This is a genomic window from Flavobacterium silvisoli (genome assembly GCF_004329815.1).
GTDB lineage: Bacteria > Bacteroidota > Bacteroidia > Flavobacteriales > Flavobacteriaceae > Flavobacterium > Flavobacterium silvisoli.
This window is the reverse complement of the sequence record NZ_SJPE01000004.1, coordinates 133,896-148,005: the sequence shown is the minus strand read 5'-3', so window position 1 is coordinate 148,005 and position 14,110 is coordinate 133,896. Positions and strand designations below refer to the sequence as shown.

At 37.7% G+C, this 14,110-nt stretch carries 9 protein-coding genes; 3 read left to right on the top strand and 6 right to left on the bottom strand.

The window, feature by feature from the left end; translation table 11 throughout:
- Positions 1-59 precede the first annotated feature (59 nt).
- From EZL74_RS05355 to EZL74_RS05345, 3 genes are read right to left on the bottom strand one after another with little or no spacing between them, the layout of a single operon-like run.
- Positions 60-2,042: a protein-disulfide reductase DsbD family protein gene (locus tag EZL74_RS05355; RefSeq protein WP_131475567.1), complete on the bottom strand. Its 1,983-nt coding sequence runs from the start codon at positions 2,040-2,042 to the stop codon at positions 60-62.
- On the bottom strand, positions 2,039-3,346 hold the full coding sequence (tilS, locus tag EZL74_RS05350) for a tRNA lysidine(34) synthetase TilS (RefSeq protein ID WP_131475566.1): 1,308 nt from the start codon (positions 3,344-3,346) through the stop codon (positions 2,039-2,041). The genes EZL74_RS05355 and tilS overlap by 4 nt, the downstream gene beginning before the upstream one ends.
- Before the next feature lie 21 nt (positions 3,347-3,367).
- Positions 3,368-4,651, bottom strand: coding sequence for an anthranilate synthase component I family protein (locus EZL74_RS05345; RefSeq protein ID WP_131475565.1), 1,284 nt, complete (start codon positions 4,649-4,651; stop codon positions 3,368-3,370).
- Positions 4,652-4,859: 208 nt separating this feature from the next.
- On the opposite strand from EZL74_RS05345, the gene EZL74_RS05340 reads away from it, so the two are divergent.
- Together EZL74_RS05340 and EZL74_RS05335 are read left to right on the top strand one after the other, a co-directional pair.
- Positions 4,860-5,774, top strand: a complete 915-nt coding sequence (locus EZL74_RS05340) for a DUF4349 domain-containing protein (RefSeq protein ID WP_131475564.1) — start codon at positions 4,860-4,862, stop codon at positions 5,772-5,774.
- 91 nt (positions 5,775-5,865) lie between these two features.
- The gene (locus EZL74_RS05335) at positions 5,866-6,240 is read left to right on the top strand and encodes a DoxX family protein (RefSeq protein ID WP_131475563.1); all 375 of its coding nucleotides are present in this window, start codon (positions 5,866-5,868) and stop codon (positions 6,238-6,240) included.
- Between the two features lie 40 nt (positions 6,241-6,280).
- Here EZL74_RS05335 and EZL74_RS05330 read toward each other — a convergent pair whose 3' ends face one another.
- Complete coding sequence (locus tag EZL74_RS05330) at positions 6,281-6,916, bottom strand: peroxiredoxin (RefSeq protein WP_131475562.1); 636 nt, start codon at positions 6,914-6,916, stop codon at positions 6,281-6,283.
- A 221-nt stretch (positions 6,917-7,137) separates the two neighbouring features.
- Here EZL74_RS05330 and EZL74_RS05325 point away from each other — a divergent pair, with 221 nt between their 5' ends.
- On the top strand, positions 7,138-9,054 hold the full coding sequence (locus EZL74_RS05325; protein ID WP_131475561.1) for an amino acid permease: 1,917 nt from the start codon (positions 7,138-7,140) through the stop codon (positions 9,052-9,054).
- A 51-nt stretch (positions 9,055-9,105) separates the two neighbouring features.
- On the opposite strand, the gene katG is transcribed toward EZL74_RS05325, so the two are convergent.
- A complete protein-coding gene (gene katG / locus EZL74_RS05320) occupies positions 9,106-11,313 on the bottom strand; it encodes a catalase/peroxidase HPI (RefSeq protein ID WP_131475560.1) in 2,208 nt (735 codons plus the stop codon).
- A 153-nt stretch (positions 11,314-11,466) separates the two neighbouring features.
- A complete protein-coding gene (locus EZL74_RS05315) occupies positions 11,467-14,046 on the bottom strand; it encodes a DUF7619 domain-containing protein (RefSeq protein ID WP_131475559.1) in 2,580 nt (859 codons plus the stop codon).
- Positions 14,047-14,110 lie beyond the last annotated feature (64 nt).

Here is a 14,110-nt window from a genome sequence, read left to right as displayed (position 1 = left end):
ATATGAAAAACAATCAAAAGGCTAAACTAAACATGAATATATTGAAAATAAAATAAAATTTATTTAAACTTGGCTACTCCCTCTTTTAACCAAGTTAAATATTCTTTTGCGTTAGGTGTATAACTGATTGGCTCATTGAGTTTTTGCTCTTCCAAATCTATTAACACATAAAAAGGCTGAGTGTTGGTTTTGTATTTAGTTATGATAAAATCGGTCCATTTATCTCCTATTGTTACAATTTCGTTTCCGGTAGTTTTCGAAACGGTTTGCTCCTCTTTTGGTAAATCTCTCTTGTCGTCTACATATAACGAAATCAATACAACATCATTTTTCAAAACCTTCAAAACTTGTTCGTCTGACCATACATTGATCTCCATTTTTCTGCAATTTACGCAGGCGAATCCGGTAAAATCGAGCATTACCGGCTTATTTACTTTTTTGGCGTAGGCCAATCCTTTATCATAATCATTAAAAGTCATTATACCGTGCTCGCCCCACTTTGCTCCTTCGGGCAAATCATTATTGGAAACTGTAGCCGAACTGCCAAAAAAGCCTGTAGGGCTTTCGCTGTAAGTTTGCGGTGGTGGAAAAGCACTGATTAATTTTAACGGCGCACCGAAAAGTCCCGGAATCATATAAACTGTAAAGGCCAGCACCAACATTCCCAGAGATAATCTTCCTACAGAAAGATGTTGAATCGGACTATCGTGAGGAGTCATAATTTTACCCAAAAGATACAAAGCCCAAGTTCCGAATATTGCAATCCAAATGGCTAAAAACACTTCTCTTTCCAACAAATGCAACTGTAATACCAAATCGGCATTGGATAAAAATTTAAAGGCTAAGGCCAACTCTAAAAATCCTAATGATACTTTTACCGTATTCAACCAGCCTCCTGATTTGGGCAATGATTGCAACCAGCTCGGGAACATGGCAAACAACATAAACGGTAAAGCCAAGGCCGAAGAAAAACCGAGCATCCCAACAATAGGAGCTATTCCCCCTTTAGAAGCTGATTCTACTAAAAGTGTTCCCACTATAGGGCCGGTACATGAAAATGATACAATAGCCAAAGCCAAGGCCATAAATAAAATACCTATTACCCCTCCTCTGTCTGCTTGTCTATCCACTTTATTAGCCCAGGAATTAGGCAGCATGATTTCGAAAGCTCCCAAAAAAGAGGCCGCAAAAACTACCAATAGTATAAAGAAGAATACATTAAACCAGGCATTGGTTGACAAAGCATTCAAAGCATCGGCACCAAAAACACCGGTAATGGCCAGTCCTAGTACTACATATATTGCAATGATTGAAATTCCGTATAAAATGGCGTTGCGTTTCCCTTGTCCCGGGTTTTTACTTTGCTTGGTAAAAAAACTGACGGTCATAGGAATCATTGGGAAAACACACGGTGTTAACAACGCGGCAAAACCACCCAAAAAGGCCAAAAAGAAAATAGTCCACAATCCTCTTTCTTCCTCATGTTTTGGTGTTTCCGCAGTAGTTTTAGCTTGCTCTTTTGCAGTTGCTGTCAGAGTATCACTATCAGTAGTTTTCAGGGTATCAACTGCTGCCACTGTTTCAGCCGAAGCAGCTGTCGGGATTTCAAAAACGAAATCTTTGTTGTCATTTATACAAGCGTCCTTACAAACCTGATAATCTATTTTGGCTTTGATTGAAGTTAATTTCGGATTCAAAATTTTAACTCTCTGAGTAAATGTAACTTGCTTTTCAAAGTAGTATTCGTCTACTCCGAAAATATCATTGAACTGTTTTTTATAAGGTGATTCCTTTACTTTGCCCACCAGTTCATAATTGTCTTTGGCATTTTCAAATTTAAACTCAGCCGGCAGCGGACCGTTTTCAGGCGTATACTGAGAATATACATGCCATTCGGGATCAATTTTACCGTTCATGATTAAATTGAATTCGGCATCCGAAATCTTTTCTACTTTAGAAGTCCATTTAACAGGTTTTACGATTTGTGCATTGGTATTGGCAAAAGCCAAAAGAAGTAAAAGCGTGGCTATTAATCTATTCATTCTTGTAGTTGTATTTGTAATATACTAGTGGTTTGATTTGTTATTTTAAACCGATCATCAGCTCTTTTTCCTATAATCCAAACGATTTGATTCTCTGAACATAAAAGCCAAGTATTTAATTTATCAGGTAAAGCTGTTTTTTCATCTTTAAAAAACTTACTGACTTTCTTTTTTCCGTTCATACCCAGCGGATAAAAGACATCGCCTTCCTGCCATTTTCTGACTTGCAACGGAAACTGAAGTTTGGCTTCGTCTACAAAGATAGTATTAGTTGTTTGAACCGAAACAGCCTCTGCCTTACAAAAGGTCATTTTTAAGGGAACTTTAACGTCTGCTTGGTTTTGCTTAATCAAATAAACGGTTTCTTCAACTTGTTGTATTGGATAAACTATCAAATGATTTCTGTCTTTCAAGACAACATGTGTATCCGAAAAAACCTGTTTGCCTGATTGCGCATCAATTAAATCATAAACTGCCGTCCAATCAGTAAACCCCATTGGTTTGAGCCATTGGTATATATATGCGTTGTGATTTTTATAGCGAATCAACTCCTGAATGTTTATTTTTAACTGATTATCGGCTTCTTCAACTATATTTTGAAATACTATTAGCGATGCATCATCTACCAATGATTGCGCTTGTTTCAAATGTTCGGTTGTTTTTTCAAAAGACTGTAACAGTCCCGAATTAAGCTCTTTTAAAGCAGGAATGATTTGGTGACGAAGTTTGTTGCGTAGGTATTTATCCGTTGCATTACTACTGTCTTCTCGCCAAGGCACTTTGTTTTCTTTGGCAAAAGTTATAATTTCTTCTCTTGAAAAAATCAACAGAGGCCGGATGATTTTATCATTTTGCTCAGGAATTCCGGTCAAACCGTCAAGTCCGGTTCCGCGGGTGAAATTGATTAAAAATGTTTCCAGACTATCATCTAAATGATGAGCGGTCAGAATGTAATCGTAATCGTGGTTTTGCAAAATGGTTTCAAACCAGTCGTAACGCAGTTTTCGGGCTACAACCTGAATGGATAATTTATGTTGAGCGGCAAAGGCTTCGGTAACAAACTTTTCGACAAAAACAGGAATGTGCAATTCCTGACAAAGCGTTCTCACAAACTGTTCATCTCCATCGCTTTCATCCCCGCGTAATTGAAAATTACAATGAGCAGCGGCAAAATTCAGCTGCAACTGATGACATAAATACAACAAAACCATACTGTCAATACCTCCGCTAACGGTAACGAGTAACCGTTTTTCTTTTAAAAAAGGAAAGTTTTTACGAATATGATTTTCAAATTGTTGCAGCATGTTCAAAAATAGTAATTATTTCTATTTTAATACTTCAAACATGGCTTTCGCTTTTAACAAACACTCTTCGTACTCCTGTTCGGGAACTGCCTGAGAAGTAATGGCGCTTCCCACTGAAAATGATAAATATCTGTTTTGGGCATTATACAAAATACTGCGAATGACCACATTAAAATCGAAATCTCCATTAGGGGTGAAATATCCAACAGCACCGCTGTACAAACTACGTTTGGTTTCTTCCAATTCTTCGATGATTTTCATGGCTGAAATTTTGGGCGCTCCCGTCATGCTTCCCATAGGAAATGTAGTTCTTAAAATATCAACAACAGGAGTTGCAGTATCAACTTCGGAAACTATGGTGGATATCATTTGATGCACTTGTTCAAACGAATAAATACCACACAATTCCTCTACCTGAACAGAACCTTTTGTAGCAGTGCGCGACAAATCATTGCGAACCAAATCAACAATCATAATGTTTTCGGAGCGTTCTTTCGGATTTTGAACTAAATCAACTTTGGCTTTTTCATCTAAAACTGAGTCATTAAAACGTTTGGCTGTGCCTTTTATAGGTTGTGAAATGATTTTGGTGCCTTCTTTCCTCAAATACCGTTCGGGCGATGCAGAAAGCAGAAAATGATCATTGTTTTTAAAAAAAACAGCAAAAGGAGGTTTGGAAATACTGTTGAGTTTACTGTAAATTTCAATCGGATTAATGGTAACATTTTCGGCAAAAAATTCCATGCAGAAATTGGCTTCATAAATATCCCCTCTATGAATATACTCAAGCATCCTCGCTACTTTTGCCAAATAATTTTCTTTTGAAATGCGTTGCTGAATAGCCTGAGAAGCTTGATGATGAACTGTTTCAGTATAGCTCAGTATAGCTTTAAAATCCTCTTCCATTTCATCGTCACACAAACGCAGGTACTGAATTTCGACGGTATTGTTTTTTATCAGAAATATCTTTTTGGGCTGAAAGAAAAACAAATCTGCAAACTGCAATCCGTCAAAATTATTGGAACGCAAATCCTCTACATCATTTTTCAAATCATACGACAAATACCCAAACAGCCAGTCTCTGGCTTGGGATTGGTATTGTTTTAAATCTTCAAAAGCGTTGTGGTAATCTGTTTTTATCGAGGTAAACGCTTCAACAGCTAAAACACAGTCATAGTCTGAATACCGCTGATGATACTGATTTGAATCTAAAAAAATTACTTCTCTAAACTGTTTTGACCAGCCTAGCAACTGATTTTTAAACGTTTTGGAATTAGCAATTTGTTTGGATAATAAGGTTCTCAAAGTGTGTATTTAATGCATTCAAAATTACGACAAAATTTATTCCCGATGCAAAATCAAAGGATTCAAAATTTTGGCACGCTTTTTAGTAAGATTCCAATTAAGGTTTAACCAGTAATTCATTTTAGTATTGATAGAAAACTACACTTTGTCTTTTGATTGATCAATAATCGACAGGAACTCTATTACTAACTATTTAAAATGAACGAAAATGAAACACTTATCAAAATTATGTTTGGCATTACTCCTATTCGGATTAGTCTTTGCCTGCAAACAAGCTGATTACAATGCAGAAGCTACAGCAGCAACTGAATCAGCAGCCATCACCGCCGACAGCACCGTTAGTGCGAAAAACAATCCAACTAAAAATCTTGAAAAGAAAGAACTCGAACGAAAGTTTATTCGAACAGCAGATTTAAAATTCAAAGTGAAAAACGTTGCCAAATCAACCTATGCCATTGAAAGAATTGTTGAAAAACACGGCGGATTCATTACATTTTCGGACTTAAAAAGCAACATCAGCGAGCACAAGTTAACTCAAGTCAGTCAGGACAGTACGCTCGAAACGACACGCTTTACGGTTGACAACACCATCACATTGCGGGTACCGAATACACAGTTGGATACTGTATTAACTGCTATCACCAAGGAAGTTAATTTTCTCGACAGCCGTTTAATCAAAGCTGATGACGTAGCGTTGCAATTGCTCTCGAATAAATTAGCCCAAAAACGAATGACCAACAGCCAAAAACGATTGGAAAAAGGGATTGATACTAAAGGTAAAAAACTCAATGAAATTTCAACAGCCGAAGACAAGGTATTAGAAAAAGCAACGGAAAGTGACGATACCCTACTTAAAAATCTTTCGTTGGAGGATCAGGTTAATTTCAGCACAGTTACGTTATATCTGTATCAAAAAGAAACCATTAAAAATGAATTGATTGCCAATGAAAAAAGCATCAATGCTTACCGACCACATATTGGTTTACAAATTTGGGACAGCTTAAAAACAGGTTGGTTTATGCTTGAGGGTATTATCGCCTTTGTGGTACAACTATGGGCTATACTACTGATTGCATTTTTGGGCTACTTAGCCTATCAAAAACGGAACAGCAAACAAAAATAAACTGCTGATTGTTAAATAAATACCACAGTTTTTTAAGCCGTGGTATTTTTTTGATTAACTTTGATAGTGCATTCTTTTAAAACTATCTAAGATGAAAACCAGCACTACTATTATCAGAGTTCTTATCGGTTTGTTTTTATTGTTCGCTTCTGTCTGTTTCTTTTTAAAATTAACTCCGGAAACGGAAGCAACAGGAAATTTTAAAGCATTTAACACTGGATTAATTGCTTCAGTTTATTTAATGCCTCTGGCAAAGGCAGTTGAATTATTGTGTGGTTTGTCATATGTATCAGGAAAGTACGTAACCTTGGCCAATATCGTTATTTTACCGGTTACGTTGAATATATTGCTGATTAATTATTTTATGACTCCCGAAACACTGCCCATTGCTATTGCTCTTTTCTTAGGTAATTTATTCCTGATTTATAGGTACTGGCCCAATTACAAATCTGTTTTTACTCCATAAAAAAAGCCCCGAAACGGGGCTTTTTATTTTTAACCAATAATTAATTGTGGCTTAAATATGCGGCTGTACTATTGCGGTCAGCGTGCATGGCTTCTTGTCCCTTTTGCCAGTTAGCCGGACAAACCTCACCAACGGTCTGTACGTGAGTATAGGCATCAATTAGTCGTAAATACTCGTTTACATTTCTTCCCAACGGCATATCATTTACGCTTTCGTGGAATATTTTTCCGGTTTCATCAATCAAATAAGTAGCTCTGAACGTTACGTTTGATCCTTCTAAAATCTCATCGTTCAATTCGGCATCATAAACCCATTCGGCATCAAGAATATCCAAAGCCGCAGAAAGATTTCGGGTAGTATCTGCCAAAAGCGGGTATTTTACACCTTCAATTCCTCCTTGATTTTTTGGAGTATTCAACCAGGCAAAGTGTACTTCATTAGTATCACATGAAGCACCGATTACCATGGTATTTCTTTTTTCAAATTCTTCCAAAGCCGCTTGAAAAGCATGTAATTCCGTTGGACATACAAATGTAAAATCTTTCGGATACCAAAATAAAATTACCTTTTTGTTGTTTTTGGTTGCTTCCTCTAAAACGTTAATTTTCAAATTCTCTCCCATGAATGAAATGGCATCCACAGTAATGCTTGGGAATTTCTTTCCTACTAATGACATAATGTATAAGGTTTAAATGTTATATATTTTTGATGGCGCAAAACTAAGAAATCTACTCCGTCTTACACATGATTTTCATCATATTTCACTATTTTTTAATAGTCTTGTTCTATTTTATAATTATTGCTGAAATACCTTTATAATAAAACATTGAGAGAGTTTTATATATTTGTTGAAATCAAACCTTTTGTTTCAAAGCTTTGTACAAAACCCATCAAACTATGAATTTTTCCAATTTATTCCGAAAAAAAACTGTTCAGGATATTCTAAATCAAGTAGCTAAAAATGAAGCTGACGGACATCAGGGACTCGGAAAACATTTAACTGCCAGAGACTTAACCGCCTTCGGAATTGCCGCCATTATAGGAGCCGGTATTTTCAGCACTATAGGAAAAGCCAGTGCCGATGGCGGACCTGCCGTAATTTTTTTGTTCATTTTTACCGCTATTGCCTGTAGTTTTGCTGCCTTTGCTTATGCCGAATTCGCTTCGATGGTGCCTGTTTCGGGCAGTGCCTACACGTATTCTTATGTGGCTTTTGGAGAATTAATCGCTTGGATTATAGGCTGGGCTTTGATTATGGAATATGCTATCGGGAACATTACCGTCGCCATTTCCTGGAGCGATTATTTTACCGGACTGCTTGAAAGTGGTGGAATAACGTTACCTCAATGGGTTCAAATGGATTATTTGACCGCCTCGAACGGTTTTAAAGATGCCTCTGCCCTGATGCAAGGGGGGAAATCGTTTGACAATTTATCCGAAGGCTTACAAGCCGCCTACACTGCCTGGACAACTTGTCCTACCATAGGAAACTTCCACCTCGTGGCCGATTTACCGGCGTTGCTTATTATCATTGTAATTACTTATTTAGTTTATCGAGGGATGAAAGAATCCCGAAACGCAAGTAATCTTATGGTTGTGGTAAAGTTGTGTATCATTCTGTTAGTCATAGCCGTTGGAATATTTTATGTTGATACAGCCAATTGGAATCCGTTTGCGCCAAATGGTGTTGGAGGTATTTTAAAAGGTGTATCCGCAGTATTCTTCGCTTATATTGGTTTTGATGCGATATCCACCACAGCCGAAGAATGCAAAAACCCTCAGCGCGACTTACCCCGAGGGATGATGTGGGCCATCATTATCTGTACCATTTTGTACGTCGTGATTGCTTTGGTGTTAACGGGGATGGTAAATTATGCCGATTTGAATGTGGGGGATCCTCTGGCATTTGTGTTCAACAAACTGAATTTAAAATGGATGTCGGGTATCATCGCGGTAAGTGCCGTTGTTGCCATGGCGAGCGTGTTGTTGGTTTTCCAGATGGGACAACCGCGCATCTGGATGAGCATGAGTCGCGACGGATTGTTACCCAAGCGATTTTCTAAAGTGCATCCGAAATACCACACTCCTTCCTATGCGACCATAGTTACCGGTTTTGTGGTGGCTATACCCGCTTTGTTTTTAAATTTAACCATGGTAACCGACTTGTGCAGTATAGGGACTTTATTTGCTTTTGTATTGGTATGTGCCGGAGTTTTAATTTTACAAAACAAAAAAGACATCCCGAGAGGTAAATTTAAAACGCCTTATATCAATTCGAAGTACGTGTTTCCGCTGCTCTTGGTTGTTGGTGCTTCCATTGCTTTTACGATCAACAAGCAAGCAACGATGGATTTTTTAACCAATGAAAAACAGGTGAACGCTCCGGCTGATATTGTAACTTCGCTCGATAAAACACAAGCCAAACAGGTTTATGACTATTTAGTCACGCAAAATCCGACTACGGAAACCACCGATTTAGAAGCTTTGTTGAGTTCTTTAAACGAAAATGAAACAACCTACAAAAAGGTAGTTGACTCCCTACCTATTGATCAGTCTTTGAAATACGAAAGTGGTTTTAAACTGTTCAAACACAAAATTCCAATGTGGATTTTCCTATTGTCGTTGATTGGATTTGCCGTATGGTCTTGGAAACAAAATCTATCGTTAATTCCACTATTAGGATTGATTTGTTGTTTGTACATGATGGCCGAATTGAGTATTTGGAATTGGATTTACTTTACCTGCTGGTTATTGTTAGGCCTCATCATTTATTTTAGTTTCAGTTATAAAAACAGTAAATTGAATACAATATAAAGTAAAAAAGGTGGCCTGATTTAGACCACCTTTTTCTTATTATTACTTTATTTATGCTAAGTCAAAACGATCTAACTGCATTACTTTATACCATGCCGAAACGAAATCGTTTACAAATTTTTCCTGTCCATCAGCGCAGGCATATACCTCAGCTAAAGCTCTGAGTTCTGAATTGGAACCAAAAATCAAATCAACACGAGTTCCTGTCCATTTTAAAGTTCCTGTTTTACGGTCATATCCTTCAAATACTCCTTCTGAATTGGCAGCTGGTTTCCAAGTTGTACCCATATCAAGTAAATTGACAAAGAAATCGTTGGTCAATGTTTCAGGTCGTTTGGTAAATACTCCGTGTCTTGAACTGTCAAAGTTGGTATTCAGTACTCGCATACCACCGATAATAGCCGTCATTTCAGGAGCAGTAAGCGTCATCAATTGAGCCTTATCAATCAGCATTTCCTCTGCAGAAACCACATATTTAGTTTTTACGTAATTACGGAATCCATCCGCTTGCGGCTCCAAAACGGCAAACGATTCCACATCGGTTTGTTCTTGAGAGGCATCACCTCTTCCCGGAGCGAATGGCACTGTCAAATCGTAACCGGCAGCCTTTGCCGCCTTTTCAACTCCTACATTTCCTGCCAAAACAATCAAATCTGCCAATGATACTTGTTTACCACCACTATTGAATTCAGATTGAATTGCTTCCAGTTTTGATAACACTAAGACCAATTGTGACGGATTGTTTACTTCCCAGTTTTTTTGTGGCATCAAACGAATACGGGCACCATTGGCTCCTCCTCGTTTGTCAGACCCTCTAAAAGTAGCTGCCGAAGCCCATGCTGTGGAAACCAACTGAGAAACACTCAATCCTGAATCAGCTATTTTGGCTTTCAAAACCGCTATTTCGTTGTCATTAACTGGCTGTTGAGTCGGTACCGGAATAGGGTCTTGCCAAATAAGTACTTCTTTCGGCACTTCAGGCCCCAGATAACGGGTAATTGGTCCCATATCGCGATGGGTTAATTTATACCACGCTCGGGCAAAAGCATCAGCAAAAGCATCAGGATTTTCCAAAAAGTACCTAGATATTTTCTCATAAGCCGGATCAGCTCTCAATGCAAGATCTGCCGTAAGCATGATTGGTGCATGTTTTTTGGAAGGATTGTGTGCATCAGGGACCGTTCCTGCTCCAGCTCCGTTTTTGGGTCTCCATTGATGGGCTCCTGCCGGACTTTTTGTTAACTCCCATTCAAAACCAAACAGATTTTCAAAATAATTATTACTCCATTTTGTTGGAGTGGTTGTCCAGGCACCTTCAAGTCCACTACTTATAGTATGTTCCCCATGACCGGTACCGAAAGTATTTTTCCAACCTAAACCTTGCTCTTCAATACTGGCGGCTGCCGGCTCTGGCCCTACATATTTGCTCGGATCAGCCGCTCCATGCGTTTTCCCGAAAGTATGTCCTCCGGCAATTAAAGCAACTGTTTCCTCATCATTCATAGCCATACGACCAAAAGTTTCCCGAATATCTCGTGCTGAAGCCAATGGATCAGGATTCCCGTTAGGTCCTTCCGGATTCACATAAATAAGTCCCATTTGAACTGCAGCCAGAGGGTTTTCTAAATCACGGTCGCCTGAATAGCGTTTATCTTCGAGCCATTTCCCTTCAGAACCCCAATAGATATCTTCTTCCGGTTCCCATACATCTTCTCTTCCTCCTCCGAAACCGAAAGTTTTAAGTCCCATAGATTCTAAAGCGCAATTTCCCGCCAAAATCATCAAATCTGCCCATGAAAGTTTTTTTCCGTATTTCTGCTTGATGGGCCATAACAACAAACGGGCTTTATCTAAGTTCACATTGTCAGGCCAACTGTTGAGTGGAGCGAAGCGTTGGGTACCCGAGCCTCCTCCTCCCCTTCCGTCAGCAATGCGATAAGTCCCCGCACTGTGCCATGCCATACGAATAAAAAACGGACCATAATGACCGTAATCTGCCGGCCACCATTCTTGCGAATTGGTCATCAAATCATAAATATCTTTCTTAACTGCAGCCAAATCCAGGCTTTTGAATGCTTCTGCATAGTTAAACTTTTCTCCCATTGGATTAGACAAGGAGGAGTTTTGTCGCAGTATGTTTAATTTTAACTGATTAGGCCACCAGTCACTGTTTCTTGTCCCATTTCCTGCTGTTTGTTTGGGAGCACCGCCCGAAAATGGACATTTGCTTTCTCCGTTGTGATTGTTACTATTTTCCATAATTATACCTGATTATTTGGTTTATAAATTAGTTGAGCTAATTTATTTATTATATCTTATTGAAATAAAATTCATGATAGATAAAAACTATTCTGTTTGTACAAATTGATTATGATGTAACTACAACTATAATTTAAGGATATAGCATAATTATTACAGTTTAATAATTTTCTGAGTTGCTGATGCACTATCTGTTTCAATGACTACAAAGTAAACCCCTTTAGATAATGTACTTAAATCAATTTGGGCTTGACCAGAAACCGTAATTAGATTTTGCCCCAAAGTATTATGAACTGAAATCGTTTTAAGGCTAGTGCCGATGGCAACAGACACCTGCAACTCATCTCGAACCGGATTTGGATAAAATGTAAATAATTGTTCCCCATTAAAAGTTTCAGTTCCCAACGCAGTAACAGTAGTGGTTACAGTATTCGTTATAATAGGAAAATTATAGTCAAAATAGATACTGGCGGTATTTGAAATAACGTCATCTATGGCAGTCGTATTTTTGGGTTTTATTTTAAAAGCAATGTATCCATGACTAGCATCCTCGTCAGTTATGGATGATACCAAATTAATACCTTCATAAAATACTTCTAATTTATTACCTGAAGTCAAGACACTTCGATACGGATGGCTGCTCGAAACCATTTCTAATGTGCTCCAATCCAATGCAGGATCGAGTAAATCTTTTATCACAATATTTTCTGCTACAGCAGTACCTGTATTTTGAAAACGGACAATATAATGCAGATAATCATTGACATGAGCTATGCTAAGTTGCTCACCTTGTAATACAGTTTTATCATTTGGATCAAATGACCCCACAACCGTTTGACTGAAATCCATTAGATTATCATTAGGCGTTTCATCGTTTTGAGCGGTGGCTATAACAACTTGATAATGCAATATATCTCCGTTAACAACGGCCGGAGTTTCTGTTGGTGCATTAACATTTAGTGTAACCACAATACTTCTGTTTTCAAACGGATTTAAATTCATAAAATCCCACGACAACAAATTTTCCGTTTGAAGACTCAAAGACTGAGTTGCTGTAATAAAATCCAAAACAGTGTCGTCAAATGTTAGGGACACAGTACCCGATTGAATTTGATTTCCTTTATTTTTATAAACAATTTTATATACGACATCAAATCCCGGACGTGCTGGAGTAACCGGAATCAAAGCAACCTCTACATCCGAATGGAGCCCGTTTGGTGTCAAACAAAAATTTGCCGTTTCAGTATTCCCAATGTTAGTAAAATTAAAAGTGTAATTGGTTGGAGAAACCGTAAAATAGGTAGAATTTTCCAATTGCGGCATAACGGTAACATTCCCTACACCGGTATAAAAGGTGTAGTTTCCAGCGGTATTGGTATACGTAAATCCAGTTTGGAAACCGTTTGTTATGATTATTTTTTGATTGTAAAATGAAGTATCCGATCCAGCACAATCAAATTTGACTGTACCATTAACTGTATTATAAGTGCCACCAGGTTCGAACGAACAATACGTGCCATGACTAACGTTTTCCAAACCCGGGTTGTTACTTATGGTCGCTGCTCCAATCTCTCCCTCATCATGACAGATATAATTTAGAGCAGGTAGATTTTGCAAATAGAAATTATAGAATGGAAAAGGCACCATTGGTTCAAGATAAGTATCAGACGAAACAAAACCATTTTTAATATTAATAAACACAAGATTAGGATTATTACTGCATTTCAGTTTGCGAATTCCGGTAGCGGAAAAGTCTAACTGCACCAGAAGATTGTTATCACCATTAAATTCGGTCAGCAACGGATTATCATCAAAGACAATGGTATTAATTAAATTATAGTTGCAATTAACCGATTTTAAATTGGGATTGTGTGAAAAATCCAAAATAGCAATATTGTTGTAAGAACAAACCAATCGGTTCAAGAGAATGGCATTCCCGGTATCTAAAGCCGTGAGAAGATTATTGTTGCAGACCAATGTCAGTAATTGGGTAGACGTTGATAAATTGAGTGCCGTAAGCAAGTTCCCACTACAATTCAAAGTTTTCAAATACATTAAATTGCTTATTTCCAATGATGTAAGTTGATTATTACTACAAACCAAACTTTCCAATTGCAGGCTGTTGTTTACGTTGATACTGGTCATTTGGTTACCGATGCAACTGAATGATTTTAGTGCCGAAAGTCCGTCTGTAGTGTATGTGGTAAATAAATTATTACCGATACCCAAATTTTCCAAATGAATCAGGCCGGACAGGTTAAGGGAATTATTCGTTAACTGGTTATCATTGCAATTCAAAGAAATCAATAAAGTATTAGCAGTGAGGTCTAATGTGGTAAGTTGGTTTTGATTGCAGTTCAAATACGTTAACAGTACGTTATTACTGAGGTCCAATGTTGTTAATTGATTTCCGCTTATATTTAAATACCTCAAATTTGCAAAAGCGGCTATCCCTGTCAAATCTGATATAAGACCATAGGCCAATTTAAAGGGCGGCGTTGACGCTGTAATATCAAATAACTTATATACCATGAGCGCTTCACTCTGTTCTATCTGACCATTACCATTAACATCAATAACAATACTGTTGCCATTGATATCTTTTGCATATTCATTGGTTGTATTAGCTGCAAGTAATTTAGCCTTAAAATTCGCATCCGGAAAATTTATAATCTGTGCCGGAGCAGTAAAACTCGCTATTACAATCAAAAATAAGAGGTAGTTTTTTTTCATAGCCAAATGATTTTAAGTCATAAAGTTACGAAATATTCTGTAAGATAAATATCAAAGCAGAAAA

Excerpts from the sequence above, each read along its gene's own strand:
- EZL74_RS05340 (WP_131475564.1), top strand. The coding sequence starts at position 4,860 with ATGAAACACTTATCAAAATTATGTTTGGCATTACTCCTATTCGGATTA.
- EZL74_RS05315 (WP_131475559.1), bottom strand. The coding sequence starts at position 14,046 with ATGAAAAAAAACTACCTCTTATTTTTGATTGTAATAGCGAGTTTTACT.
- katG (WP_131475560.1), bottom strand. The coding sequence starts at position 11,313 with ATGGAAAATAGTAACAATCACAACGGAGAAAGCAAATGTCCATTTTCG.
- EZL74_RS05330 (WP_131475562.1), bottom strand. The coding sequence starts at position 6,916 with ATGTCATTAGTAGGAAAGAAATTCCCAAGCATTACTGTGGATGCCATT.
- EZL74_RS05335 (WP_131475563.1), top strand. The coding sequence starts at position 5,866 with ATGAAAACCAGCACTACTATTATCAGAGTTCTTATCGGTTTGTTTTTA.
- EZL74_RS05325 (WP_131475561.1), top strand. The coding sequence starts at position 7,138 with ATGAATTTTTCCAATTTATTCCGAAAAAAAACTGTTCAGGATATTCTA.
- EZL74_RS05355 (WP_131475567.1), bottom strand. The coding sequence starts at position 2,042 with ATGAATAGATTAATAGCCACGCTTTTACTTCTTTTGGCTTTTGCCAAT.
- tilS (WP_131475566.1), bottom strand. The coding sequence starts at position 3,346 with ATGCTGCAACAATTTGAAAATCATATTCGTAAAAACTTTCCTTTTTTA.